Origin of the sequence: Ectothiorhodospira marina (genome assembly GCF_900109495.1) — a bacterium.
GTDB classification, from domain to species: Bacteria; Pseudomonadota; Gammaproteobacteria; order Ectothiorhodospirales; family Ectothiorhodospiraceae; genus Ectothiorhodospira; species Ectothiorhodospira marina.
Window position 1 is genome coordinate 42,280 of the sequence record NZ_FOAA01000001.1, and the last position, 26,524, is coordinate 68,803.

The window sequence follows — 26,524 nt, forward strand, 5'->3', positions numbered from 1 at the left end:
GCATCATGGGTAGATGCCGGTATCGCTGATCTGGCTCACTTGCCCCTGTTCAAAGAACACTGTCAGGCGTCGGCGTTCCACAGGGCCATCCCCGGGGTTGAGGTAATAGACGTAGTCCCAACGCCGGTCCCCCTGGAAGGGATCCTTGAGCACGGGTTCCCCCAGCAGGAAGCGCACCTGGCGTGGCGTCATGCCCTCCTGGAGTTGTTCCACCTGATCTTCGTTGAGGGCATTGCCCTGTTGCACGTCCGGCTCGAAAACCGAGAACAGCCCGCCGCCGCAACCCTGCAGCAGGCCGGCGATGAGGATAGAATAGAGAATCAGTCTTGCCATGATTGCTTCCAGTAAGCCGTGAATTGCAAGATGGGTCCCGTCCCGAACACCATACAGCGCGGAATTCTACACCAAGCCAGGGTGTAGCCCCGCATGGAGAATCCCCCGTGGAAACCCAAAACCTCAAAAAGGCCGGACTCAAGGTGACGTTGCCCAGGGTCAAGATCCTGCAGATCCTGGAGAAGGAGGAAGATCACCACATGAGCGCGGAGGCCATCTACCGGGAATTGCTGGAGGCCGGGGAGGAAATCGGTCTGGCCACCGTGTACCGGGTGTTGACCCAGTTCGAGGCCGCCGGTCTGGTGACTCGCCATCACTTTGAAGGCAATCAGGCGGTGTTTGAACTTGAGCGTGGTCGTCATCATGACCACATCGTCTGCGTTAAATGTGGGCGCGTGGATGAATTCGTGGATCCAATCATTGAGGAGCGCCAGCGGGCCATTGCCGACCGTCTGGGCTATACCATCAAGGATCACGCCCTGATCATTTATGGTGAATGCAGCCAGAGCCCGTGCCCCTGCGACAAGGACGGGGAAGACGAGTAGGGCGCATCAAGGGCTGGACGACGGTTTCGTTGGCCCCACCCGGTCGACCATCTCTGCTGCGTGGGCCAGGGTCTGATCGGTGATCTCCACGCCGCCGAGCATGCGGGCCAGTTCCCTGATGCGGTTGTCGTCCACCAGGGGCTGGATGTGCGTTGCGGTGTGATCCCGGCCCTTGTGCTTGCTGACCTGCAGGTGATGATGGGCCTGTGCCGCCACCTGGGGCAGGTGGGTCACGCACAGCACCTGACGGTATTCCCCCTGGGCCCGCAACTGCCGACCCACCACCTCGGCCACCGCGCCACCGATGCCGGTATCCACCTCATCGAAGATGAGGGTGGCCGTGGGTAGGGCGCGGGCAGCAATCATCTGGATGGCCAGACTGATGCGTGAAAGCTCTCCCCCGGAAGCCACCCGGGCCAGGGGCTGAACCGGCTGGCCGGGATTGGCACTGACCTGGAAGCTGACCTGATCGGTCCCCTGCGCGGTGGGCTCGGCCTTGGTCTGTGTCTCCACATGGCACTGGAAACATCCGCCCTCCATCCCCAGACCCTGCATCGCCTCAGTGACCGCACGAGAAAGCCGGTCGGCGGCCTTGCGACGGGACTGGTGCAGGGCTTGGGCCACCTTGCGGCACTCCGCCAGGGCCTGATCGACCGCCTGACGCAACTCATCCAGGTTGCCCATCCCTTCTTCCAGATCGGTCAATTCGGCCTGCATCTGTTCCAGCACCAGGGGAAGCGCCTGCGGTTCCACCCGGTGTTTGCGGGCGAGATCCTGGATGGCCGCCATGCGCGATTCCACGAATTCCAGGCGCGCCGGGTCCATCTCCAGGCCGTCGGCATAGCGACGGAGCCAGTCTGCCGCTTCGCGGATCTGGATGTGGGCGGTGGCCAGCAGGTCGCGGGGTTCGTCCAGGCGGGCGTCCAGTGTCTGGCCCTGTTCCAGTTCTCCGGTAAAGTGTCCGATGAGGGACTCGGCGCTGCCATCGCGCTCATACAGTGCCTGGTAGGCAGATTCCGCCAATTCCATGAGTTTCCCGGCATGCGCCAGTCGGCCATGTTCCTCCTCCAGTTGTGACCATTCGTCCGGGCCCAGTGCCAGTGCCTCAAGTTCATCCACCTGAAACCGCAGCAGGTCCCGGCGGGAATCCCGGGCCTGGCTGTCCTCGCTCAGATCGGCCAGGCGCCGGGCCAGCTTTTGCCACTGGGCGTGGTGCTGGCGCATGGCCGCCAGCCGCTTGGGATGGTCGGCGTATTCATCCAGGATGCGTCTTTGCACCTCCTTGCGCAGCAGTGACTGATGGGCGTGCTGGCCGTGGATATCCACCAGCATCTCGCCCAGGGTCTTGAGGGATTGCAGGGTGGCGGGGCTGCCATTGATCCAGGCCCGGCTCTTGCCGTCGCGGTTGACCACCCGGCGCAGCAGGCATTCACCGCTTTCCATGCCCTGTTCCTCCAACCAGGCGGAAGCTGCCGCCTCGTTGCCGATCTCGATCTGGACGCTCACTTCGGCGCGCTGCGCCCCGTGTCGCACCGTGCCGCTGTCGGCCCGGTCCCCCAGGACAAGGCCCAGGGCATCCACCAGGATGGATTTACCGGCACCGGTCTCGCCAGTGAGGGCGGTCATGCCATCGCACAGGTCCAGCGAGAGTTCATCAACGATGGCGAAGTCACGGATATGGATGTGGGTGAGCATGGCCTCGGGTGTCCGCTGTCAGGTTCGTCCTATTGTAATCACATACAGTAGTGCCGCGCACCCGGCTCAGGGTTGCTCACCCCAGCCCAGCTTCACCCGAAGGATCTGCAGATAGTCGTAACCGGTGGGGTGGATCAGGTGCAGCTTGCGCGGTTTGCTCTCGATGATGATACGGTCCAGCGGTTCCATATCGATGGTGTCCTGACCATCCAGGGCGGCCTGGGCTCGGGTGCGGCTGTGCTCGTTGACGGCGATCTCGATGCGGGCGCCGGCCGGCACCACCAGGGGGCGGTTGCTCAGGCCGTGGGGGCAGATGGGGACCAGCACCACGGCTTCCAGGCAAGGGGAAAGGATGGGGCCGCCTCCGGAAAGTGCATAGGCGGTGGAACCGGTGGGGGTGGCCACCACCATGCCGTCGGCCCGCTGGGTATTCACGAAGCGTCCATTGATCCAGGTGTCGAATTCGATCATGCGTACCACGTCGCGGATATGCATCACCACGTCATTCAGGGCGTCCCCTTCCGCCACCACCTGATCGCCACGCATGACGCGGGCAGTGAGCATGTGACGGTCATCCTCCACGTAGAGCCCCGAGAGGATCTCGTCCAGTCGGCCCAGCATCTCGTGGGGAGAGACGTCCACCAAAAAGCCCAGTCGCCCCGCGTTGATGCCCAGTAGGGGCACGCCGGTGTCCACCAGGGTGCGGGCCGCTGCCAGAAAGGTGCCATCTCCCCCGGCGATGATGGCCAGGTCGGCACGGGCAGCAATCTGTTCCCGGGAGGCCGTTTCGCAGCCAACGGTGTCGCTCAGCCAGGGAATGGCGCTGCTGTCGAGCAGGATATGTCGCTGATGATGCCGAAGATGTGACACCAGGGCATCGAGGATGTCGGCGAGTGGCTGGTCGCCGGTCTTGGCAATGATGCCAATGGTTTGAAAATGCTGGTTCATGGCCGGATTATGGTGGAAATCCTGCCGGGAGGGTATGGGCCCAGGTCCATGCGCGATCAATAGTGGGGGCCGGGGGTTTCTTGACAGCAGGGGGCGCAGGAGTAACATGCGGACCTGGCACTCTACCCTGATGAGTGCCAAGGTGGCCCATGAAGACGTCCCACACTTCGAATTCGCAGCTTCTCAATGATCGCGCCCGCCGCCTGCTGCGGGCGTTGGTGGAAAGCTATGTCCGCGAAGGTCAGCCGGTGGGGTCGCGCACCCTGGCGCGCACTGCGGGTCTGGACCTGAGTCCTGCCTCGATTCGCAACGTGATGTCGGATCTGGAGGAAATGGGGCTGGTCAGTTCGCCGCACACCTCGGCCGGTCGCGTGCCCACGGCCCAGGGATATCGCTTGTTCGTGGATTCTCTCCTGGAGGTCAAGCCTCTGGATAGTCATGAGGTGCGCATCCTCAAGGAGCGTCTGAATCCGGAGCTGGACACCAAATCGCTGGTGGAGTCCGCCTCGGACCTGCTCTCCGCCGTGACGCAGATGGCCGGCATGGTGCGGGTGCCACGGCGGGATCATGCTGCCCTCATGCAGATCGAGTTTCTCAAGCTGTCCGGTCGCCAGGTGCTTGCCATTCTGGTGATGAACAAGAACGAGGTGCAAAACCGCATCCTGCAGCTGGACCGGGAATATTCCCACAGCGAGTTGCAGCAGATGGCCAACTATCTCAATGAACATCTGGCGGGACTGGATCTGCGCCAGGCCCGCGAGCAGGTGCTGCGGGAGATGAAGGCGGTGCGTGAACACATGAACACGATGATGCTGGCCGCCATCGAGCTGGGTGAGCAGGTCTTCAGCGACCAGGAACAGGATGACCAGGTGGTGTTCACGGGGCAGATTCACCTGATGGACTACGCCGAACTGTCCAGCGTGGACAAGCTGCGCAGCCTGTTCGAGGCCTTCACCGAGAAACGGGACCTGCTCACCCTGCTGGATACCTGTATCAGCGCCCAGGGAGTGCAGATCTTCATTGGCCAGGAGTCGGGCCACAAGGTGCTGGATGACTGCAGTGTGGTCACGGCCCCCTACAACGTGGGGGGGCAGGTGGTGGGGGTGCTGGGCGTGATCGGTCCCACCCGCATGGCCTACGAGCGCATCATTCCGGTGGTGGACATCACCGCGAAGTTATTGGGCGCGGCCTTGAATTCCCGGAATTGAATCCCACATTGGTGGCAACACACCAGTCACGTAATAGCCGAGCGGAGTTTTCATGGCGAACGACGAACACAAAGAAGATGCGCAGGCCGCCGAGGACACTGCGCCCACGCAGGAACAGCAGACGGAATTCAATCCAGCCACGCTGCTCAAGCAGTTGGAAGAATCCCAGAACGAAGCCCGGGAGTACTGGGACAAGCTGGTGCGCAGCCAGGCGGAGCTGGAAAACCTGCGCAAGCGCATGAAGCGCGATGTGGAGCAGGCCCACAAGTACGCCCTGGAGAAGTTCGCTGGCGAACTGCTGCCGGTGCGCGACAGCCTGGAAATGGGGCTGGACGCGGCCCAGGGCGAGGCGGATGTGAACAAGATCCGCGAGGGCACCGAGTTGACCTTGAAGATGCTCGTGCAGGCCATGTCCAAGCACGGGGTTCAGGAATTGAATCCCGAGGGTGAGCGCTTCGACCCGGAGCAGCATCAGGCCATGTCCATGCAGGAGAACGCCGAGCTGGAACCCAATACGGTGATCACGGTGATGCAGAAAGGCTACATCCTCAATGACCGTTTGCTGCGCCCCGCCATGGTGATCGTCAGCCGGGCCCCGGCCTCGGAGCCACCCGCGTCGCAGGATCCGAATGCCGGGTAATGAAGTCATCGCACAATGAAAGCGTCAGGGGTTGAAAAGCCCGGGAGTGCCCCCACCTTCCGGGTAGTCCTGACGAATACCGTCTTGAAAGTCATTTGAAATCTGGAGAATCACCATGGGTAAAACAATTGGTATCGACCTGGGAACCACCAATTCCTGCGTCGCCTTGATGGAAGGTGGAAAAGCCAAGGTCATTGAGAATTCGGAAGGTGGGCGCACGACACCCTCCATTGTGGCCTTCGCCGAAGACGGCGAGGTGCTGGTGGGACAATCCGCCAAGCGCCAGGCGGTGACCAACCCCACCAACACCCTGTTTGCGGTCAAGCGTCTGATCGGGCGGCGTTTCGAGGAGCCCGAGGTGCAAAAGGACATCAACATGGTGCCCTACAAGATCATGAAGGCGGACAACAATGACGCCTGGGTGGAAGTGCGCGGCAAGAAGATGGCCCCGCCCGAGATCTCCGCACGCGTGCTGCAGAAGATGAAGAAGACCGCCGAGGACTATCTGGGCGAGTCGGTCACCGAGGCGGTGATCACGGTGCCGGCCTACTTTAACGATTCCCAGCGCCAGGCCACCAAGGATGCGGGCAAGATTGCCGGTCTGGAAGTGAAGCGCATCATCAATGAGCCCACCGCGGCGGCCCTGGCCTATGGCCTGGACAAGAGTCGCGGTGATAGCAAGGTGGCCGTGTACGACCTGGGCGGTGGCACCTTTGACATCTCCATTATCGAGATTGCCGAGGTGGACGGTGAGCATCAGTTCGAGGTGCTGGCCACCAACGGTGACACCTTCCTGGGCGGTGAGGACTTTGATACCCGCCTGATCGATTACCTGGCCTCCGAGTTCAAGAAGGAGCAGGGTATCGATCTCAAGGGTGATCCGCTGGCCATGCAGCGTCTCAAGGAAGCCGCCGAGAAGGCCAAGATCGAGTTGTCCTCCAGCCAGCAGACCGACGTGAACCTGCCCTACATCACGGCGGACAACACCGGGCCCAAGCACCTCAACATCAAGGTATCCCGGGCGAAGATGGAGTCCCTGGTGGAAGAACTCATCAAGCGCACCATCGAGCCCTGCAAGGTGGCGCTGAAGGATGCCGGTCTGTCGGTATCCGAAGTGGATGATGTCATCCTCGTGGGCGGTCAGACCCGCATGCCCAAGGTCCAGGAGGCGGTGAAGGACTTCTTCGGTAAGGAGCCGCGTCGCGACGTGAACCCGGACGAGGCCGTGGCCGTGGGTGCCGCCATCCAGGGGGGCGTGCTGGGTGGCGACGTCAAGGACGTGCTGCTGCTGGACGTGACGCCATTGTCCCTGGGCATCGAAACCCTGGGCGGGGTGATGACCAAGCTCATCGAGAAGAACACCACCATCCCCACCAAGGCGAATCAGGTGTTTTCCACCGCCGAGGACAACCAGACAGCGGTCACCGTGCACGTGTTGCAGGGTGAGCGTGAGCAGGCTGGCGCCAACAAGTCCCTGGGACGCTTCGATCTCACGGACATCCCGCCTGCGCCGCGCGGTGTGCCGCAGATCGAGGTCACCTTCGACATCGATGCCAACGGCATCCTCAACGTGTCCGCCAAGGACAAGGCCACCGGCCGCGAGCAGTCCATCGTCATCAAGGCCTCTTCCGGTCTGAGTGAGGATGAGATTGACAAGATGGTCAAGGATGCAGAGGCCCACGCCGAGGAGGACAAGCGTTTCCACGAACTGGTGGCCGTGCGCAACCAGGCCGATAATCTGATCCACTCGGTGGAGAAGACCCTCTCCGACATGGGTGAGCAGGTAGAGGCCGATGAGAAGAGCAGTATCGAATCGGCCCTGGGTGAGCTGCGTGAGGCCATGAAGGGCGATAACAAGGAGGATATCGAGGCCAAGACGCAGAAGTTGACCGAGGTCTCCGGTAAACTGGCTGAACGCATGTATGCTCAGCAGGCCGGCCAGGGGGGCGCTGAGGGTGCCACCGGCGGTGCCGGTGAGCCATCCGGTGGCCAGGGACAGCAGTCCGCCCAGGATGACGTGGTGGACGCTGAGTTCGAGGAAGTGGACGACAAGAAGAAGTAAACCCGCGCAGGGGGCCGCCGCTTTGGCGGTCCCGTGTCAGGCAATCAAGGTCCGCTGGCCATCTTTGTCTCCACCCGGGGAGGAAGGCGGCCTGCGGGCTTTACCGTTTCTGAGTGACCCACGGTAATCATGGCAAAACGCGACTATTACGAAGTCCTGGGGGTGGCGAAGAACGCCAGCGAGGACGCGCTCAAAAAGGCCTTCCGGCGGATGGCCATGAAATATCACCCGGATCGCAATCCCGGTGACAAGCAGGCGGAGGACCGTTTCAAGGAGGCCCGTGAGGCCTACGAGGTGCTCTCCGATGCCCGCAAGCGGGCTGCCTATGACCAGTTCGGTCACGCCGGCGTGGATGGGGTCCGCGGTGGCGGAGGTGGCGGTGGGGCTGGTGGTGGCAGCTTCAGCGATATCTTCGAGGACATCTTTGGCGATATCTTTGGCACCAGCGCCCGGGGCGGTGGTGGCAGTGGCGCCTTCCGCGGATCCGATCTCCAGTACAACCTGGAGATGACCCTCGAGGAGGCGGTGTTCGGTACGGACGTGAAGATTCGCGTGCCCACCCTGTCCACCTGTCAGGCCTGCAATGGCAGTGGCGCTGCGCCCGGCACCACGCCGGAGACCTGTGACACCTGCGGCGGCATGGGCCGCGTCCGCATGCAGCAGGGGTTTTTCTCCGTGCAGCAGACCTGCCCCCGTTGCCGGGGGACCGGCAAGATCATTCCCAAGCCCTGTGGTACCTGTCGTGGACAGGGTCGTGTGGAAGAGCGCCGCACGCTGACGGTGACCGTGCCACCCGGCGTGGACAGTGGCGACCGCATCCGCCTGTCGGGTGAGGGCGAGGCCGGTATCAATGGCGGCCCGTCCGGGGATCTTTATGTGCAGGTGCATGTGAAGCCCCACCAGATATTTACCCGTAAGGGCAGCGACTTGTACTGCGAGGTGCCCATCAGCTTTGCCACCGCCACCCTGGGTGGCGAACTGGAGATCCCCACCCTCAAGGGTCGGGTCGCCCTGAAGGTTCCACCGGAAACTCAGACCGGGCGGCTGTTCCGGCTGCGGGGCAAGGGGGTGCGTTCGGTGCATGGCGGCGCCGAGGGCGACATGATCTGCAGCGTGAAGCTGGAAACCCCCATCAATCTCACCAAGGAGCAGAAGGAACTGCTGCAGCAGTTCGAGGCCAGCATGAAGGCCGGCGGCGAGCGCCATAGCCCGCAACACGAGGGCTGGCTGGATGGTGTGAAGGGCTTTTTTGAAGATCTGAAATTCTGGAGAAAGTCATGACCCCTGCACGTATCGCCATCGTCGGTGCCGGTGGTCGCATGGGCCGGACCCTGATTGAGGCCGTGGGCCAAGCGCCGGGTCTGGAACTGACCGTGGCCACGGAACAGCCTGAGAGCAGCCTGCTGGGGAGCGATGCCGGAGAACTGGCGGGTCAGGGGCGCCTGGGGGTGGCCCTGGCGTCGGATCTGGCTGCACTGACCGAAGATTTCGACCTGCTCATCGACTTCACGCGGCCAGAAGGCACCCTGGCCCATCTGGAGATCTGCCGTCAGGCAGGACGGGGGATCATCATTGGTACCACCGGCTTCACCGATGAGCAGAAGGCGCGGATCAGCGAGGCGGCCCGGGACATCCCGGTGGTCTTCGCGCCCAACATGAGCGTGGGCGTCAACCTGTGCCTGCAATTGCTGGACATGGCCGCCCGGGTGCTGGGGGATGAGGTGGATGTGGAAGTGGTGGAGGCCCATCACCGCCACAAGGTGGACGCCCCCTCCGGCACGGCCCTGCGCATGGGGGAGGTGGTGGCCTCGGCCCTGGGGCGTGATCTCAAGGACTGCGCCGTCTATGGTCGTGAAGGCGTCACCGGGGAGCGGGATCGTCAAACCATCGGCTTCGAGACCATTCGCGCCGGTGATATCGTCGGCGAGCATACGGTCATGTTTGCCGGCCTGGGGGAGCGGGTGGAGATCACCCACAAGGCCTCCAGCCGCATGACCTTCGCCAAGGGGGCTGCCCGTGCCGCCACTTGGCTGGCGGGGCGCCCGGCCGGGCTTTACGACATGCAGGACGTGCTGGGTCTGCGCTGATGTCAGGGCTTGGCGCCGCGGGGTGGCATTGGACACCCCCAGGCCGGATCCGCTACTATTTCGTTATCCTTACGTTTCTGTTTAATCCCATCCGGGCTGGTCGGGCTGGTCTCGTCCCGCCCCGTCTGTATGCGTGTCGGAGGTCAGCTTGAAAACCACACCCGCCTTGTTGGCATTGGAAGATGGCAGCCTCTTTCACGGTTATGCCGTGGGTGCTGAAGGTCTCACCGTGGGCGAGGTGGTGTTCAACACCGCCATGACCGGCTATCAGGAGATCCTCACCGATCCTTCCTATTCGCGTCAGTTGGTCACGCTCACCTATCCGCACATCGGCAACACCGGGGTCAATCCGGAGGACGAGGAATCCGCCGCGCCCCAGGCAGCCGGGTTGATCGTGCGCCATGTGCCTGCGCGCATGTCCAATTGGCGGGCCACAGAGAGTCTGCCGGATTACCTGGCCCGTCACGGTGTCGTGGCCATCAGTGGCGTGGATACCCGGCGTCTGACCCGTCTGCTGCGTGAAAAGGGTGCCCAGAACGGATGCATCATGGCGGGTGCGGTGGATGCGCAGAAGGCCATCGAGGCTGCCCGGGGCTTTGCCGGGCTCAAGGGCATGGACCTGGCCAAGGAAGTCACCACCCAGGAGAGCTACACCTGGGACGAGGGTACCTGGGTGCTGGGAGAGGGACATCGCAAGGCCCCCGAGGATCAGCCCTACCACGTGGTGGCCTATGATTTTGGTACCAAGCGCAACATTCTGCGCATGCTGGTGGATCGCGGGTGCCGCATCACCGTGGTGCCCGCCAGGACCCCGGCAGCCGAAGTGCTGGCTCTCAAGCCTGATGGCGTGCTGCTTTCCAACGGTCCCGGTGACCCGGAGCCGTGCGATTACGCCATTGCGGCCATCCGGGAGGTGCTGGACCACAAGGAGGTCCCTGTCTTCGGCATCTGCCTGGGCCATCAGCTGCTGGGATTGGCCACGGGCGCTCGCTCCCTGAAGATGAAATTCGGCCACCATGGCGCCAATCATCCGGTCCAGGATCTGGACAGCCAACGGGTGATGATCTCCAGCCAGAACCACGGTTTTGCCCTGGACGATGCCAACCTGCCGGACAACGTGCGACCTACGCACCGCTCCCTGTTCGATGGCACCCTGCAGGGTATTGAGCTTACCGATCGTCCGGCACGCAGTTTTCAGGGACACCCGGAGGCCTCGCCGGGGCCCACCGACGTGGCCCCGGAATTCGACCGGTTCATTGACATGATGAGATCCCGCGCGTCCTGAGGACGCCGGTGGTCTCCGGCTCCGCCAGACCCCATTCGCCCACCGGCGCGCCTGGCGCGCCGCGTTGCCCACGGTAAGACATTCCATGCCCAAGAGAACCGATCTGAAGAGCATCCTGATCCTCGGTGCCGGCCCCATCGTCATCGGCCAGGCCTGCGAGTTCGACTATTCCGGTGCCCAGGCCTGCAAGGCCCTGCGCGAGGAGGGCTACCGGGTGATCCTGGTGAACTCCAACCCGGCCACCATCATGACGGACCCGGAGATGGCCGATGCGGTGTACATCGAGCCGGTGGAATGGAAGACCGTGTCGCGCATCATTGCCCGCGAGAAGCCGGATGCGGTCCTGCCCACCATGGGGGGGCAGACGGCCCTGAACTGTGCCCTGGACCTGGCCAAACATGGCGTACTGGACAAGCATGGGGTCAAACTCATCGGGGCTTCCGAGGATGCCATCGACATGGCCGAGGACCGGCAACGCTTCCGCGAGGCCATGAGCGAGATCGGGCTGGACAGTCCGGTGGCCCACATGGTCAACAGTTGGGAGGAGGCCCAGAGGGTTCAGCCCCAGATCGGCTATCCCATCATCATTCGGCCCTCGTTCACCATGGGGGGCAGCGGTGGCGGCATCGCCTACAACCGCGAGGAATACGAAGACATCGTCAAGCGCGGCCTGGATCTCTCTCCGGTGAACGAGGTGCAGGTGGAGGAGTCCGTTCTGGGGTGGAAGGAGTTCGAGATGGAGGTGGTCCGCGACAAGGCGGACAACTGCATCATCATCTGCTCCATCGAAAACCTGGACCCCATGGGGGTGCATACCGGTGACTCCATCACCGTGGCGCCGGCCCAGACCCTCACCGACAAGGAATACCAGATCATGCGCGACGCCTCCGTGGCGGTGCTGCGCAAGATCGGTGTGGAAACCGGTGGGTCCAACGTGCAGTTTGCCGTGAACCCGGAAAATGGCCGCCTGGTGGTCATCGAGATGAACCCCCGGGTATCCCGCTCCTCGGCCCTGGCCTCAAAGGCCACCGGTTTCCCCATCGCCAAGGTGGCGGCCAAACTGGCCGTGGGCTTTACCCTGGATGAGTTGCGCAACGAGATCACCGGCGGTGTCACGCCGGCGTCTTTTGAGCCCTCCATCGACTACGTGGTCACCAAGATCCCGCGGTTCACCTTCGAGAAATTCCCCAGTGCCGAGGCCAGGCTGACCACGCAGATGAAGTCGGTGGGTGAGGCCATGGCCATCGGTCGGACTTTTCAGGAGTCCTTCCAGAAGGCGCTGCGCAGCCTGGAGACGGGCAACGATGGCCTCAATGGCAAGGTGGACCTGGGTAGCGAGGACGCTGACGCTCAGGTGCGCTCCCGCCTGGCCGATCCCGGCCCGGAACGGATCTGGTATGCCGCCGACGCCTTCCGTTTGGGCTACAGCGTGGAACAGTTGGTGGAGATGACCTGGATCGACCCCTGGTTCCTGGAGCAGATCCAGGAACTGGTGGCGATCGAGCAGTCCCTCAAGGATCGCTCGCTCAAGAGCGTCGATGCCCTGGAGATGTTCCGCCTCAAGCAGTACGGCTTCTCTGACCGCCGTCTGGCCGCCCTGCTGAACGAGACCGAGCGCACCGTGCGTGAGTACCGCCACGGCCTCAAGGTCCATCCGGTCTACAAGCGGGTGGATACCTGTGCCGCCGAGTTTGCCTCCACCACGGCCTACATGTATTCCACCTACGAGGAGGAATGCGAGGCCGAGCCCTCGGGTCGGGAAAAGATCATGGTGCTCGGGGGCGGCCCCAACCGCATCGGCCAGGGTATCGAGTTCGACTATTGCTGTGTGCACGCGGCCCTGGCCATGCGTGAGGATGGCTATGAGACCATCATGGTCAATTGCAACCCGGAGACCGTTTCCACTGATTACGATACCTCCGACCGCCTGTTCTTCGAGCCCCTCACCCTGGAGGATGTGCTGGAGATCGTGCATCTGGAGCAGCCCAAGGGGATCATCATCCAGTTCGGTGGCCAGACCCCGCTGAAGCTGGCCCGGGATCTGGAGGCCGCCGGCGCGCCCGTGATCGGCACCACTCCGGACTCCATCGACCTGGCCGAGGACCGGGAGCGTTTCCAGAACCTGATCAATGAACTGGATCTGATTCAGCCGCCCAACCGCACCGCCCGCAGCGTGGAAGAGGCTGTGCGCCACGCCGAGGCCATCGGCTTCCCGGTGGTGGTGCGCCCCTCGTATGTGCTGGGCGGTCGGGCCATGGAGATTGTCTACAACGAGACTGACCTGCGCCGCTACATGCGCGATGCTGTGCAGGTGTCCAATGATGCCCCGGTGCTGCTGGACCGTTTCCTGGATGATGCCGTCGAGGTGGACGTGGACGCCATCAGCGACGGCAAGGAAGTGGTCATCGGCGGCATCATGCAGCATATCGAACAGGCCGGTGTGCACTCCGGTGATTCCGCCTGCTCCTTGCCCCCGTACAGCCTGAGCATGGAGTTGCAGGACGAGATTGCCGAGCAGGTGCGCAAGATGGCCGTGGGCCTGAATGTGGTGGGGCTGATGAACACCCAGTTCGCCGTTCAGGGCGGCAACAAGATCTTCGTACTGGAGGTGAATCCGCGGGCCTCACGCACCGTGCCCTTCGTCTCCAAGGCCATCGGCATGCCCCTGGCCAAGATCGCCGCGCGCTGCATGGCGGGTCGTAGCCTGGCTGAACAGGGCGTGACCGATGTGATCCGGCCCAAGTATTTCTCCGTGAAGGAGGCGGTGTTCCCGTTCATCAAGTTCCCTGGCGTGGACCCCATCCTGGGCCCCGAAATGAAGTCCACTGGTGAGGTGATGGGTGTGGGTCGTAGCTTCCCCGAGGCCTTCGCCAAGAGTCAGCTGGGCGCGGGTGTGACCCTGCCCACATCAGGCAAGGCCTTCATCAGCGTGCGCGATGCTGACAAGGACGGTATTGCCGATGTGGTGCGTCAATTGGCCGACAAGGGCTTTGAGTTGATCGCCACCCGGGGGACGGCGCAGGTTCTCGAGGACGCCGGCATCGCCTGCAAGCGCATCAATAAGGTAACTGAAGGGCGGCCGCATATCGTCGACATGATCAAGAACGACGAGATCAGTCTGATCATCAATACCACCGAGGGCAGGCAGGCCATTGCCGATTCCTACACGATCCGCCGCGAGGCGCTGCAACACAAGGTGAGCTACACCACCACGCTGGCGGGTGCCTTTGCCACCGTTGAGGCCTTGTCCTTCCTGGACAGTGAGAATGTGTACTGCCTGCAGGACATGCATAAGGAGAACCTGGCATGAGCAAGACGCCGCTGACGGTCCGCGGGGCCGAACTGCTCAAGGCAGAACTGCAAAAGCTCAAGAGCGAGGATCGCCCCCGGGTGATCGCCGCCATTTCCGAAGCTCGGGCGCACGGCGATCTCAAGGAGAATGCCGAGTATCATGCCGCCCGGGAGCAGCAGGGGTTCATCGAGGGGCGCATCAAGGAACTGGAGGGCAAGCTTTCCAATGCCCAGATCATCGATGTGACCACGCTGAACGCGGGTGGCAAGGTGGTCTTTGGTGCCACGGTGGAACTGCTGGATCTGGATACGGATCAGGAGGTCAAATACCAGATCGTGGGGGACGATGAGGCGGATATCAAGGCGGGCCGAATCTCCGTGAATTCACCCATTGCCCGCGCCCTGATCGGTAAGGAGGAGGGTGACGAGATCACCTTCAATGCCCCGGCGGGGGAAAAGCACTACGAGATCGTCGCCGTCCGGTATGTGTGAGCGCCCCCTCACCCCAGTCCCTCTACCCACGGGAGAGTAGAGCTTCAAAGCGGGGATGAGGGGGAGGTAGGCACGACGCCGATCCTTCCCTCTCATCCTGTGGATGCCTGAGAATCAGGGCAGTTTCACCACCGGCTTCTCCGGATTGCGTCGGAACAAGATGGCGATGTTGCCGATCCGCTGTACCAGCGCAGCACCGCTGCGCTCGCACATCTGCGTCACCACCTGATCCCTCAGTTCACGATCGCCCACGCCCACCTTGACCTTGATCAGTTCATGATGGTTCAGGGCGATGTCGAGTTCTTCCAGCACGGCATCGGTCAGGCCGTGCCGGCCGAGGCTGACCACGGGTTTTTTGTCGTGGGCCAGGGCGCGGAGGTGTTTGATCTGCTGAGGGGTGGGCATGGTGGCTAACAGGGTTCCGACTAGGATGAACAGGCCGCGCAGTTTGAGGGCTCTCACCTCAACTCTCAAGTAGCTATCCCCCGAGGCATACCTCGTTAGGGTATCCTGAACCGTCATTCCCACTCACAGATCCTGCCAATCATGTCCCGCAGCAAAAGCAGCCAGCGCTGGCTCAAGGAACATTTTAGCGACCCCTACGTGCAGCAGGCCCAGGAAGAGGGCTGGCGCTGTCGCGCCGTGTACAAGCTCCAGGAGATCCAGGAGCGGGATCGATTGATCCGGTCGGGGATGCGGGTGCTGGATCTGGGGTCGGCGCCCGGAGGGTGGAGTCAGTATGCTGCCGGCTTGGTGGGTCGCAAGGGCTGCGTGATTGCCTCGGATATCCTGGAAATGGCGCCCCTGGAGGGGGTGACCTTTGTTCAGGGCGATTTTCGCGAGGACGAGGTGCTCGATGCCATCCTGGCTGCCATGGGTGCCGAGATGGGAGATGAGCCCGTTGACCTTGTGCTTTCCGATATGGCCCCCAATATCAGTGGGGTGGACGCCGTCGATCAGCCACGTGCCATGTACCTGGCGGAGCTGGCACTGGATACTGCCGGACGCGTATTGAAACCCGGTGGGGATTTCCTGGTCAAAATCTTCCATGGCGAAGGGTTCGACGAGTACGTGAAGACCCTGCGCGGGCAATTCAACAAGGTGCAGATCCGCAAACCCCAGGCCTCCCGGGCCCGTTCCCGCGAGGTGTATGCGTTGGCCAGGGGCCGTAAACTGGTGTAAGGTCTGTAAAACCAACAGTACACCACGGAATAGTCGAGGTAGACCCTTGAACGAGCTGGTAAAAAACCTGATTATCTGGGCGGTTATCGCAATCGTGCTGATGTCGGTGTTCAATAACTTCACACCGCAGCAGCAGGAAGCCCAGGCCTGGTCCTATTCGGAATTCATCAGCGAGGTGAAGGCCGGACGCATCGATAGCGTCTTTATCGAGGACAAGACCATTGAGGGGCAGACCATCAATGGGGAACAATTCCGTACCCACACCCCGAATGATCCGGGCCTGATCGGCGATCTGCTCAACAGCAATGTGGAGATCCGCGTCGAAGAGCCGGCTGAGCGCTCGTTGTTGACGGATATCCTCATCAGCTGGTTCCCGTTCCTGTTGCTGATCGGCGTCTGGATCTACTTCATGCGTCAGATGCAGGGTGGCGCCGGCGGTCGCGGCGCCATGTCCTTCGGCAAGAGCAAGGCGCGCATGATGAGCGAGGACCAGGTGAAGATCACCTTCACCGATGTTGCCGGCTGTGACGAGGCCAAGGAAGAGGTCAGCGAGCTGGTGGACTTCCTGCGCGATCCCAGCAAGTTCCAGAAGCTGGGCGGCAAGATCCCCCGCGGTGTGCTCATGGTGGGCTCTCCCGGTACCGGTAAGACCCTGCTGGCCAAGGCCATCGCCGGTGAGGCCAAGGTGCCCTTCTTCAGCATCTCCGGCTCGGACTTCGTGGAGATGTTCGTGGGCGTGGGCGCCTCGCGAGTGCGTGACATGTTCGAGCAGGCCAAGAAGCATGCGCCCTGCATCATCTTCATCGACGAGATCGATGCCGTGGGTCGCCAGCGTGGCGCTGGCATGGGCGGTGGCCATGATGAGCGCGAACAAACACTGAACCAGCTCCTGGTGGAAATGGATGGTTTCGAGGGGACGGAGGGCATCATCGTCATTGCTGCCACCAACCGCCCCGATGTGCTCGACCCGGCATTGCTGCGACCCGGTCGTTTTGACCGCCAGGTGGTGGTGCCCCTGCCGGATGTGCGGGGTCGAGAGCAGATCCTCAAGGTGCACATGCGCAAGGTGCCGGTGGATGACAATGTCCGGGCCGACCTCATCGCCCGTGGCACCCCCGGCTTCTCGGGAGCCGACCTGGCCAACCTGGTCAACGAGGCTGCCCTGTTCGCCGCGCGGGCCAACAAGCGCCTCGTGGAGATGATCGACTTCGAGCGGGCCAAGGACAAGATCATGATGGGCGCCGAGCGCAAGTCCATGGTCATGAGTGAGGACGAGAAGAAGCTCACGGCCTATCATGAAGCGGGTCATGCCATCGTGGGTCGCCTGGTGCCGGAACACGATCCGGTCTACAAGGTGAGCATCATCCCCCGCGGCCGGGCCCTGGGTGTGACCATGTTCCTGCCCGATGAAGACCGCTACAGTCACAGCAAGACGCGACTGGAAAGCCAGATCTGTTCCCTGTTCGGCGGCCGGATCGCGGAGGAAATCATCTTCGGGCCGGACAAGGTGACTACCGGGGCCTCCAACGACATCGAGCGGGCGACCTCCATTGCCCGCAACATGGTGACCAAATGGGGGTTGTCGGATCGCCTGGGTCCGTTGTCCTATGGTGAGGAAGAAGGCGAGGTCTTCCTGGGGCGGCAGGTCACGCAGCACAAGCAGATGTCCGACGAGACGGCGCACGCCATCGATGAGGAGATTCGCCGGGTGATCGATACCAGCTACGAGCGGGCCAAGAGCATCCTGGAGGAACACCTGGAAAAACTGCACACCATGTCGCAGGCGCTCATGAAATACGAGACCATCGATGTGGAGCAGATCAACGACATCATGGAAGGTCGTGAACCCCGGGACCCGGACGGCTGGACCGGCGGGGATGAGCCAGGTTCCGGTGATGGTGATGCCAGTGCTCAGGGCGACGATCAGGGCAAGGACAAGGAAGGCAAGGGCATGATTGGCGGTCCCGCCAGCCAGACCTGAGTCGCTGGGCCGCCTTCTGGCGGCCCGTTGGCCCCGCAAGAGAGCGAAGCCGCCCTTATGTTCTGGGCGGCTTCGCTGTGTCTGGGCGCCGGCATGGCCATGAGGGCCCGTGCCCGGTTATGATCCCTGACTTTCCCCGCCAGGGTTTCGTCATGCAGTTTGGTCAGTACAGCGTCGATTTCACCGAGCCCCGTATCATGGGCATCCTCAACGTCACCCCGGACTCCTTCTCCGATGGGGGCGCCTACCTCCATCCGGCCCAGGCCATCGAGCATGCGCTCGCCATGGTGGAGGCGGGGGCGGATTTCATCGATGTGGGGGGCGAGTCCACTCGACCCGGTGCGGGTGCTGTTCTTGTCGAGGAGGAGCTGACCCGGGTGGTGCCCATCATCGAGGTCCTGGCGCCGCGACTGCCGGTGCCGATCTCCGTGGATACCAGCAAGGCCGAAGTGATGCGGGCGGCCTGCGCGGCAGGCGCCACCCTGATCAACGATGTGCGCGCCCTGCAGGATCCGGGCGCCCTGGAGATGGCCGCCCGGTGTGGGGTGCCCGTTTGCCTGATGCACATGCAGGGTCAGCCCCGCAGCATGCAGGTGAATCCGCAGTATCAGGATGTGGTGGCCGAGGTGCGCGATTTTCTGGCGGAGCGCGTGATGGCCTGTCGCGCCGCCGGCATTCCTGCGGCGAGACTGCTGCTGGATCCGGGTTTTGGCTTTGGCAAGAACCTGGAGCACAATCTCACTCTGTTGAGACGTCTCCCGGAGCTGGCTGTGGAGGGCTTGCCGCTGTTGGTGGGGATGTCTCGCAAGACCATGATCGACCGGATGCTGGGTGGTGAACGGCCGGTGGCAGAGCGGATCCAGGGCAGCGTGGCCGCGGCCCTGCTCGCCGCGCAGCGTGGGGCCTCCATCCTTCGCGTGCATGATGTGGCTGCCACCCGGGACGCCCTGCGTGTGCTCAGGGCCGCCGGGCCGCCGTTCACCCTCTGAATGTCGGGCAGGCGCGTTGCCTGGCCCCACCGCACCCCCACTAGCTCTTGATCAGGACAGGCTTGGATACATGACTCAGGAAAGGCAGTATTTTGGCACCGACGGCATTCGCGGACGGGTAGGGCGTTACCCGATGACTCCGGACTTTGCGCTGCGCCTGGGCTGGGCGGCGGGGCGGGTGCTGGCGCCCGACGGCGAAGGGCTGGTACTGATTGGCAAGGATACCCGTGTGTCCGGATACATGTTTGAATCGGCCCTGGAGGCCGGGCTGTCGGCGGCTGGAGTGGATATCCGCTTGTTGGGGCCCATGCCGACCCCTGCAGTGGCTTATCTCACCCGTACCTTCCGGGCTTCTGCGGGCATCGTCATCAGTGCCTCGCATAACCCTTACTACGACAACGGATTCAAGTTCTTCTCCACCAACGGCAACAAGCTTCCGGATTCGGTGGAACTGGCCATTGAGGCCACCCTGGAGCAGCCCATGGAGACGGTGGATTCCGCGGATCTGGGCAAGGTGGAGCGGGTGGTGGATGCTGCCGGGCGCTATATCGAATTCTGCAAGAGCACCATTCCCACCGGCACCCATTTTCACGGCCTGCGGATCGTCGTGGATTGCGCCAACGGGGCAACCTACGGCGTGGCGCCCCATGTGTTTGAAGAACTTGGCGCCGAGGTGATTCCGGTCGGGGTCCGGCCCGATGGCTTCAACATCAACGAAGGCTGCGGGGCACTGCATCCTCGCGAGTTGCAGGCCGCCGTATTGTCCCACAAGGCCGATCTGGGGATTGCCCTGGATGGTGACGGAGACCGCCTCATCCTGGTGGACGAGCGTGGTGATGTGGTGGATGGGGATCAGGCCTTGTGTATCATTGCCCTGGCGCGCCACCGGGATGGCATCCTGCATGGTGGGGTGGTGGGCACCCTGATGAGCAACCTGGGCCTGGAGCAGGCCATGGACTCGGCCGGCATTCCCTTCAGGCGGGTGGCCGTGGGTGACCGCTACGTGATGGAGGCTCTGCATCACGAAGGCTGGCTGCTGGGGGGGGAGTCTTCCGGGCACCTCATTTGCCTGGACCGTACCTGTACCGGCGATGGAATCATTTCGGCACTGCAGATCCTTGAAGTGATGGGTGCCACCGGGCGACCCCTGTCCGAACTGCAGCGGGGTATGGAAAAATATCCTCAGACCCTGGTGAACGTGCCCGTCAATCCCAATGCCCGCCCGCATGGCCTGCTGGAGACACAAGCGGTCTGCGAGGCGGTTCGGGATGCGGAATCCACCCTCTCCGGCCGCGGTCGTGTGCTGCTCAGACCGTCGGGCACCGAGCCGCTGGTGAGGGTGATGGTGGAAGGATATGACATGGCCCTGGTGGGACGTCTGGCGCAGGATCTGGCGGATAGTGTTCGCCAGGCCGCCGAGCGCGCATCCTGAAATTGATTTATCGGCCGCGCGCAGGTAGGATTCCCCGCTTCATGATCCGGGGATGACAGTGGAAGGATCGCTTCCTTCAGGGAGTGAGGTATCCTCTGTGTTCGGCCGGGTGGGTGTCCAATTCACGGAGATGATCCATGCGTAGACCCCTGGTGGCTGGTAACTGGAAGATGAATGGTTCACGGTCGATGAACCAGGCCCTGATGCAGGATGTGGTGGCCCAGGTGGGTCATCTCGATTCGGTCGAGGTGGCAGTCTGTCCGCCGTTCGTCTACCTGGAGCAGGTGGCCGGTCTGGTGGGGCCAGGGATTGCCCTGGGTGCCCAGGATCTCTCGGATCAGGATGAGGGTGCCCACACCGGTGAGGTGTCCGGGGCCATGCTCAAGGATCTGGGTTGCCAGTACGTGATTGTGGGCCATTCCGAGCGGCGTACCCTCTATGGTGAGGATGACGCCTTCACGGCCCGCAAGTTCGCGGCGGCGCGCCGTCATGGGCTGAAGCCCATCCTGTGCGTTGGCGAGTTGCTGGATGAGCGCGAACGGGACGTCACCGAAGCGGTGGTGGCCCGTCAGTTGGATGCCGTGCTGGAGTTGGAGGGCATCGGGGCGTTTCGTGACGCGGTGGTCGCCTATGAGCCCGTCTGGGCGATTGGTACCGGGCGCACCGCCACGCCGGATCAGGCCCAGGCCGTGCACGCCTTCGTCCGAGGGCGTCTGGCTGAGCATGACGCCGCGGTGGCGGCAGGTGTGCAAATTCTCTATGGAGGCAGCGTTAAAGCCGACAACGCGGCCGAGTTGTTCAACCAAGCGGATATCGATGGTGGCCTGATCGGCGGCGCCTCACTCAAGGCGGCTGACTTCCTTGCGATCTGCAAGGCCGCCAGTCAAGCAGGATAAACCATGCTGTATAGCATTCTATTGGTAGTTCAGGTAGTCTTGTCCATCGGTTTGATCGTGCTGGTGCTCTTGCAGCACGGCAAGGGAGCCGATGCGGGAGCGGCCTTTGGCAGCGGCGCTTCGGCTACCGTTTTCGGGGCCCGGGGGTCAGCCAATCTGCTCACCCGTGCCACGGCACTGACCGCCACGGGGTTCATCATCAGCAGTCTGGTGCTCACCTACATGGTGGCCAACCGACCAGAGGCCCCGAGCGTCATCGATCTGATCGATACGACACCCCAGCGTGTTGAGCAGCCGGCCACCATGCCTCCGGAAGATGATGATTCCGGGCAGGATACCGGTCCGGTGGACGTCCCCAACTAAGAGGGACGCCACCCAGGCAGGCCACCACAGGCCTGCCCAGAGGAGTTGGGAGGAGGAGTCACCCATGGCGACATCGTGTTGCCTTGGGTGAAGCGGGAACTCAAAGGCCCCGCGTTCGTGATGCATCGTGCAGATGTGGTGGAATTGGTAGACACGCCGTCTTGAGGGGGCGGTGGCGAAAGCCGTGCCGGTTCGAGTCCGGCCATCTGCACCATTCTTTTTCGAGCGACGCAGCCGTTCTGGCCATTTCTTGCGGCGCTGCACAAAAAAATCCAGCAGTATCAATGAATTAGTTTATTCTAATGCTTGACACCCTTATAACGGGTGCCATAGACTCCCCCGGGCTTTGAGGAATTCAGGGCACTTTCCAGCGGCCCAGATAACTAAAAACTAAGTGGCATGCGTGCCAACGCATGCACACATAGCATCACCGAGGCCTGCCGCATGCATCGCCATGGGGTGGGAGGAGAGGAACATGCTCGAAAACTACCTGCCTATACTGGTATTCATCGGCATCGGCGTGCTCGTTGGGGTGATTCCTCTCGCTCTGGGCATGGCAGTGGGGCCCCATCGCCCTGACGCCGCCAAGGGTTCCCCTTACGAATGCGGTTTCGAGGCCTTTGAGGACTCCCGCATCAAGTTTGACATCAGGTTCTACCTGGTGGCCATCCTCTTTATTATCTTCGATCTGGAAATCGCGTTTCTCTTTCCCTGGGCCGTCTCCCTGGATTCCATAGGATTGTTCGGGCTTCTCGCCATGGCCATGTTCCTGGGTATCCTGGTGATCGGGTTCATTTACGAGTGGAAGAAGGGGGCCCTGGAATGGGAATAGAAGGCGTCCTTGAAAAAGGCTTTGTCACCACCTCTGCCGACAAACTGATCAACTGGGCCCGCACGGGTTCCCTGTGGCCCATGACCTTCGGTCTGGCCTGTTGCGCCATCGAGATGATGCACACCGGTGCGGCACGTTATGACATGGACCGCATGGGCGTGATGTTCCGTCCCAGTCCCAGGCAATCGGATGTCATGATTGTTGCGGGGACGCTGGTCAACAAGATGGCCCCCGCGCTGCGCAAGGTCTATGACCAGATGCCGGAACCCCGATGGGTGATTTCCATGGGGTCGTGTGCCAATGGTGGCGGTTACTATCACTACTCCTACGCCGTGGTGCGTGGCTGCGATCGCATTGTTCCGGTGGATATCTATGTCCCCGGGTGCCCACCCACTGCCGAAGCGCTGCTGTACGGAATCCTGCAACTGCAGAACAAGATCCGTCGCACTCACACCATCGCCCGCTGACGGGCGGTCTCCAGCCAGGATCTCATGATGAGCGAGAAACTCGACAGACTGGCCGCGTGCCTGGAGAAAAAATTCAAGGGCCGGCTGCAGGGTCTCACCCAGGAGTGTGGTGAAATCACGCTGCAGGTGGCACCAGGCGATTGGCACCCTCTGGCGCGCATGCTACGGGACGATCCCGAGCTGCGCTTCGAGATGCTCGTCGATGTCTGCGGGGTGGACTACATGGCCTATGGTGTGACCGAGTGGGCCACGGAGACGTCCAGCAGTGAGGGTTTCAGCCGCGGTGTGGAAGAGGCCACCTTTGGTCGCTTCACCTTCGACGAAGCCCCGGATGCCGGACAGCACCAGGGTCCGCGTTTCGCCGCGGTCTATCACCTGCTTTCCATTTCCCATAACCACCGATTGCGGGTGCGCTGCTTCTGTCCCGAGGACGAGTTTCCCACGGTGCCCTCGGTGGTGGAGATCTGGTCCTCCGCCAACTGGTTCGAGCGTGAGGCCTTCGACCTCTACGGGATCATCTTCGAGGGTCACCCGGATTTACGTCGGATTCTCACCGACTACGGTTTTGTGGGCCATCCCTTCCGCAAGGACTTCCCATTGGTGGGGCATGTGGAAATGCGTTACGACCCGGAACAGCAGCGCGTGATCTATCAGCCGGTGACCATCGAGCCCCGCGTGCTGGTGCCCCGGGTCATCCGCAACGACCACCGTTATCTGGATGACTCGGCCGAGGAGACATCCGCCGATGCCTGAGATTCGCAACTATACCCTGAACTTCGGTCCCCAGCATCCGGCGGCCCACGGCGTGCTGCGCCTGGTGCTGGAGATGGATGGCGAGGTGGTGCAACGCGCCGATCCGCATATTGGTTTGCTGCATCGCGGGACGGAGAAGCTGGCCGAGAGCAAGCCCTACAACCAGAGTATCGGTTACATGGACCGGCTCGATTACATGTCCATGATGTGCAATGAGCACGGCTATTGCCTGGCCATCGAACGTCTGCTGGGCATCGAACCCCCGCTGCGCGCCCAATACATCCGGGTGATGTTCGACGAGATCACCCGCATCCTCAATCACCTTCTGTGGCTGGGCACCCATGCCCTGGACGTGGGTGCCATGACCATGTTCCTTTACTGTTTCCGTGAGCGGGAGGATTTGATCGACTGCTACGAGGCGGTGAGCGGATCGCGCATGCACGCCACTTACTACAGACCCGGCGGCGTGGCCCGGGATCTGCCCGGCACCATGGCCCAGTATCAGCCTTCCCGCTGGAAGAGCAAGGCGGATGTGGCGGTGCTTAACCAGGATCGCCAGGGCTCACTGCTGGATTTCATCGAATCCTTCACCGAGCGCTTTCCCACCAAGGTGGATGAATACGAGACCTTGCTGACCGAAAACCGTATCTGGCGGCAGCGCACGGTAGGCATCGGCGTGGTCGGTCCGGAGCGAGCGCTGCAACTGGGCTTTACCGGGCCGATGCTGCGCGGTTCCGGTGTGGAATGGGATCTGCGCAAGAAACAACCCTATGCCGCCTACGATCGCCTGGACTTCGACATCCCGGTGGGTGTGAACGGCGATTCCTATGATCGCTATCTGGTGCGCATGGAAGAGATGCGCCAATCCAACCGGATCATCCGTCAGTGCGTGGAGTGGCTGAAGAACAACCCCGGCCCGGTGCGCCTGGATGATCGCAAGATCATGGCCCCGCCCCGGGAAGAGATGAAGGCGGACATGGAATCCCTGATTCATCACTTCAAGCTGTTCACCGAGGGGTACTGCGTGCCGGCAGGCGAGTCCTACGCGGCCGTGGAACATCCCAAGGGCGAGTTTGGTGTTTACATGATTTCCGATGGGGCCAACAAGCCCTATCGGGTGAAGGTGCGTCCGCCGGGCTACGTGCACCTCTCGGCCCTGGATGAAATGTCCCGAGGGCACATGCTGGCCGACGTAGTCACCCTGATCGGCAGCCTGGATATCGTTTTTGGGGAGATCGACCGCTGATGTCAGCCAACCCGACCCAACGTAAGTCCGACCTGCTCAGCGAGCATGTCCGCCATGAGATCGACGACTGGCTTGCCCGTTATCCGGAGGATCAGCGCCAATCCGCTGTGTTGGGCGCACTGCGGGCGGTCCAGCACGAGCAGGGTCACCTCTCCACACAGATGATGGATGCGGTGGCCGACTATATCGGCATGTCCGAGATCGCCGTGTATGAGGTGGGGAGTTTTTACTCCATGTTCGAACTGGAGCCAGTGGGTAAGCACAGCATTTCCGTGTGCACCAACATCTCCTGCATGCTGCGCGGTGGGGACAAGATCCTGGAACACCTGGAGCAGAAACTGGGCGTGGGCCTGGGTGAATCGACCCCGGATGGTCGTTTCTTCCTCAAGCGAGAGGAGGAGTGCCTGGCCGGCTGTTGTGGCGCTCCCATGATGCAGGTGGATCACGTCTATCACGAGAATCTCACCCCCGAGAAGGTGGATGAGATTCTCGACAAGCTGGACTGAGGCGGCCATGGCGAATCGTATTTGTTTCAACACGCGGGGTTATGACGAGCCCTGGACCTATGAGAACTACCTCAAGGTGGGGGGTTACCAGGCCCTGGGAAAGATCCTCAAGGGTGAGTTGTCCCAGGAGGCCGTGATCGAGGAGGTGAAGGCCTCCAACCTGCGTGGGCGGGGGGGGGCTGGTTTCCCCGCGGGCCTCAAGTGGAGCTTCATGCCCCGCACGGCGCCGGGACAAAAATATGTGGTCTGCAACTCCGATGAATCCGAACCGGGGACCTGCAAGGACCGCGATATCCTGCGCTACAACCCGCATGCGGTGGTGGAGGGCATGGCCATTGCCGGCTTCGCCATCGGCGCCACGGTGGGCTACAACTATCTGCGCGGCGAATTCATGGATGAGCCCTATCAGCGTTTCGCTCAGGCCGTGAAGGAGGCCTACGACAACGGCTGGCTGGGCAGGAACATCCAGGGCTCCGGTATCGATTTCGACCTGTATCCCACGCTGGGGGCCGGTGCCTATATCTGCGGCGAGGAAACCGCGTTGCTGGAGTCGCTGGAAGGCAAGAAGGGAATGCCGCGCTTCAAGCCGCCGTTCCCGGCCAACTTCGGGCTCTACGGTCGTCCCACCACCATCAACAATACCGAGACCCTGGCCTCGGTGCCGATCATCCTCCGCGAGGGTGGGCAGTGGTTTGCCGATATGGGGGTCGAGCGATCCGGGGGCGAGAAGCTGTTCTCGGTGTCCGGTCATGTGGAAAAGCCCGGCAATTTCGAGGTGCCCCTGGGCACGCCCTTCAGCGAATTGCTGGAGATGGCCGGTGGCGTCTGGAAGGGGCGCAAGCTCAAGGCCGTGATCCCGGGTGGCTCTTCGGTGCCCGTGGTGCCCGGAGATATCATGCTCAAGACCAACATGGATTACGACGCCATCGTCAAGGCGGGCTCCATGCTTGGATCCGGGGCCGTCATCGTGATGGACGAGACCACCGACATGGTCAAGGCGCTGCAACGGATCTCGCGGTTCTACTTCGCCGAGTCCTGCGGCCAGTGCACGCCCTGCCGGGAAGGCACCGGGTGGTTGTATCGTGTGCTGACCCGGATCGTTGAGGGGCAGGGTCGCATGGAAGATCTGGAACGTCTGGACGACGTGGCCGCCAAGATCGAGGGTCGCACCATCTGTGCCCTGGGGGACGCTGCCGCCATGCCGGTGCGCAGTTTCGTCAAGCACTTCAGGCACGAGTTCCAACACTACATCGAGCATGGCCGTAGTCTGGTGGCAGACGCGGCCTGACCC

The 26,524-nt window shown here is 62.3% G+C and carries 25 protein-coding genes and 1 tRNA gene; 22 read left to right on the forward strand and 4 right to left on the reverse strand.

The genetic code is table 11. From position 1 onward, the window contains the following. Positions 1 to 3: 3 nt before the first annotated feature. Positions 4 to 333 (reverse strand): outer membrane protein assembly factor BamE, encoded by a 330-nt coding sequence (locus tag BMY52_RS00240; protein WP_090249396.1) that lies wholly within the window; start codon positions 331 to 333, stop codon positions 4 to 6. Between the two features lie 107 nt (positions 334 to 440). Here BMY52_RS00240 and fur point away from each other — a divergent pair, with 107 nt between their 5' ends. Continuing rightward, positions 441 to 878 (forward strand): ferric iron uptake transcriptional regulator, encoded by a 438-nt coding sequence (fur, locus tag BMY52_RS00245; RefSeq protein WP_090249399.1) that lies wholly within the window; start codon positions 441 to 443, stop codon positions 876 to 878. 6 nt (positions 879 to 884) lie between these two features. Here fur and recN read toward each other — a convergent pair whose 3' ends face one another. Further along, positions 885 to 2,573, reverse strand: a complete 1,689-nt coding sequence (gene recN, locus BMY52_RS00250) for a DNA repair protein RecN (protein WP_090249402.1) — start codon at positions 2,571 to 2,573, stop codon at positions 885 to 887. 66 nt (positions 2,574 to 2,639) lie between these two features. Further along, complete coding sequence (locus tag BMY52_RS00255; RefSeq protein WP_090249405.1) at positions 2,640 to 3,521, reverse strand: NAD(+) kinase; 882 nt, start codon at positions 3,519 to 3,521, stop codon at positions 2,640 to 2,642. Between the two features lie 149 nt (positions 3,522 to 3,670). Between BMY52_RS00255 and hrcA the strand changes: the two genes are divergently transcribed. From hrcA to greA, 8 genes are all read left to right on the forward strand, one after another. Further along, positions 3,671 to 4,729, forward strand: coding sequence for a heat-inducible transcriptional repressor HrcA (hrcA, locus tag BMY52_RS00260; RefSeq protein ID WP_090249408.1), 1,059 nt, complete (start codon positions 3,671 to 3,673; stop codon positions 4,727 to 4,729). Between the two features lie 52 nt (positions 4,730 to 4,781). Continuing rightward, positions 4,782 to 5,369 carry a nucleotide exchange factor GrpE gene (gene grpE, locus BMY52_RS00265; protein WP_090249411.1) on the forward strand — a complete coding sequence of 196 codons (588 nt, stop codon included), beginning with the start codon at positions 4,782 to 4,784 and terminating at the stop codon, positions 5,367 to 5,369. A 115-nt stretch (positions 5,370 to 5,484) separates the two neighbouring features. Then, entirely contained in the window at positions 5,485 to 7,431 is a 1,947-nt protein-coding gene (dnaK, locus tag BMY52_RS00270) for a molecular chaperone DnaK (RefSeq protein ID WP_090249414.1), read from the forward strand. Between the two features lie 129 nt (positions 7,432 to 7,560). Then, the gene (gene dnaJ / locus BMY52_RS00275) at positions 7,561 to 8,712 is read left to right on the forward strand and encodes a molecular chaperone DnaJ (protein WP_090249417.1); all 1,152 of its coding nucleotides are present in this window, start codon (positions 7,561 to 7,563) and stop codon (positions 8,710 to 8,712) included. Further along, complete coding sequence (dapB, locus tag BMY52_RS00280) at positions 8,709 to 9,518, forward strand: 4-hydroxy-tetrahydrodipicolinate reductase (RefSeq protein ID WP_090249419.1); 810 nt, start codon at positions 8,709 to 8,711, stop codon at positions 9,516 to 9,518. Before dnaJ ends, dapB begins: the two co-directional genes overlap by 4 nt. 148 nt (positions 9,519 to 9,666) lie before the next feature. Next, on the forward strand, positions 9,667 to 10,803 hold the full coding sequence (gene carA, locus BMY52_RS00285; RefSeq protein ID WP_090249421.1) for a glutamine-hydrolyzing carbamoyl-phosphate synthase small subunit: 1,137 nt from the start codon (positions 9,667 to 9,669) through the stop codon (positions 10,801 to 10,803). 85 nt (positions 10,804 to 10,888) lie between these two features. Continuing rightward, positions 10,889 to 14,113 carry a carbamoyl-phosphate synthase large subunit gene (gene carB, locus BMY52_RS00290; RefSeq protein WP_090249424.1) on the forward strand — a complete coding sequence of 1,075 codons (3,225 nt, stop codon included), beginning with the start codon at positions 10,889 to 10,891 and terminating at the stop codon, positions 14,111 to 14,113. Beyond that, entirely contained in the window at positions 14,110 to 14,586 is a 477-nt protein-coding gene (gene greA, locus BMY52_RS00295; protein WP_090249427.1) for a transcription elongation factor GreA, read from the forward strand. The genes carB and greA overlap by 4 nt, the downstream gene beginning before the upstream one ends. A 114-nt stretch (positions 14,587 to 14,700) precedes the next feature. Here greA and yhbY read toward each other — a convergent pair whose 3' ends face one another. Further along, complete coding sequence (gene yhbY / locus BMY52_RS00300) at positions 14,701 to 14,991, reverse strand: ribosome assembly RNA-binding protein YhbY (RefSeq protein WP_090250441.1); 291 nt, start codon at positions 14,989 to 14,991, stop codon at positions 14,701 to 14,703. Between the two features lie 141 nt (positions 14,992 to 15,132). Here yhbY and rlmE point away from each other — a divergent pair, with 141 nt between their 5' ends. The 13 genes from rlmE (at position 15,133) to nuoF (ending at position 26,521) form a co-directional block, all read left to right on the forward strand. Continuing rightward, positions 15,133 to 15,768 carry a 23S rRNA (uridine(2552)-2'-O)-methyltransferase RlmE gene (gene rlmE / locus BMY52_RS00305; protein ID WP_090249430.1) on the forward strand — a complete coding sequence of 212 codons (636 nt, stop codon included), beginning with the start codon at positions 15,133 to 15,135 and terminating at the stop codon, positions 15,766 to 15,768. Between the two features lie 46 nt (positions 15,769 to 15,814). Beyond that, a complete protein-coding gene (ftsH, locus tag BMY52_RS00310) occupies positions 15,815 to 17,749 on the forward strand; it encodes an ATP-dependent zinc metalloprotease FtsH (protein ID WP_090249433.1) in 1,935 nt (644 codons plus the stop codon). Positions 17,750 to 17,901: 152 nt separating this feature from the next. Beyond that, positions 17,902 to 18,738, forward strand: a complete 837-nt coding sequence (gene folP, locus BMY52_RS00315) for a dihydropteroate synthase (protein ID WP_090250444.1) — start codon at positions 17,902 to 17,904, stop codon at positions 18,736 to 18,738. Positions 18,739 to 18,808: 70 nt separating this feature from the next. After that, on the forward strand, positions 18,809 to 20,170 hold the full coding sequence (glmM, locus tag BMY52_RS00320) for a phosphoglucosamine mutase (RefSeq protein ID WP_090249437.1): 1,362 nt from the start codon (positions 18,809 to 18,811) through the stop codon (positions 20,168 to 20,170). Positions 20,171 to 20,307: 137 nt separating this feature from the next. Then, positions 20,308 to 21,066: a triose-phosphate isomerase gene (gene tpiA / locus BMY52_RS00325; protein ID WP_090249439.1), complete on the forward strand. Its 759-nt coding sequence runs from the start codon at positions 20,308 to 20,310 to the stop codon at positions 21,064 to 21,066. A gap of 3 nt (positions 21,067 to 21,069) precedes the next feature. Then, the gene (secG, locus tag BMY52_RS00330) at positions 21,070 to 21,429 is read left to right on the forward strand and encodes a preprotein translocase subunit SecG (protein ID WP_090249441.1); all 360 of its coding nucleotides are present in this window, start codon (positions 21,070 to 21,072) and stop codon (positions 21,427 to 21,429) included. Between the two features lie 129 nt (positions 21,430 to 21,558). Then, positions 21,559 to 21,643, forward strand: a tRNA-Leu gene (locus BMY52_RS00335). 261 nt (positions 21,644 to 21,904) lie between these two features. Further along, positions 21,905 to 22,261, forward strand: a complete 357-nt coding sequence (locus BMY52_RS00340) for an NADH-quinone oxidoreductase subunit A (protein ID WP_090249443.1) — start codon at positions 21,905 to 21,907, stop codon at positions 22,259 to 22,261. Then, a complete protein-coding gene (locus BMY52_RS00345) occupies positions 22,252 to 22,728 on the forward strand; it encodes a NuoB/complex I 20 kDa subunit family protein (protein WP_090249446.1) in 477 nt (158 codons plus the stop codon). The genes BMY52_RS00340 and BMY52_RS00345 overlap by 10 nt, the downstream gene beginning before the upstream one ends. Before the next feature lie 27 nt (positions 22,729 to 22,755). Further along, positions 22,756 to 23,481 carry an NADH-quinone oxidoreductase subunit C gene (locus BMY52_RS00350; protein ID WP_090249449.1) on the forward strand — a complete coding sequence of 242 codons (726 nt, stop codon included), beginning with the start codon at positions 22,756 to 22,758 and terminating at the stop codon, positions 23,479 to 23,481. Beyond that, positions 23,474 to 24,727, forward strand: coding sequence for an NADH-quinone oxidoreductase subunit D (locus BMY52_RS00355; RefSeq protein ID WP_090249452.1), 1,254 nt, complete (start codon positions 23,474 to 23,476; stop codon positions 24,725 to 24,727). The genes BMY52_RS00350 and BMY52_RS00355 overlap by 8 nt, the downstream gene beginning before the upstream one ends. Further along, the gene (locus tag BMY52_RS00360) at positions 24,727 to 25,233 is read left to right on the forward strand and encodes an NADH-quinone oxidoreductase subunit NuoE family protein (protein WP_090249455.1); all 507 of its coding nucleotides are present in this window, start codon (positions 24,727 to 24,729) and stop codon (positions 25,231 to 25,233) included. The genes BMY52_RS00355 and BMY52_RS00360 overlap by 1 nt, the downstream gene beginning before the upstream one ends. A gap of 7 nt (positions 25,234 to 25,240) precedes the next feature. Further along, entirely contained in the window at positions 25,241 to 26,521 is a 1,281-nt protein-coding gene (gene nuoF / locus BMY52_RS00365) for an NADH-quinone oxidoreductase subunit NuoF (protein ID WP_090249457.1), read from the forward strand. The last annotated feature ends 3 nt before the right edge of the window (positions 26,522 to 26,524 follow it).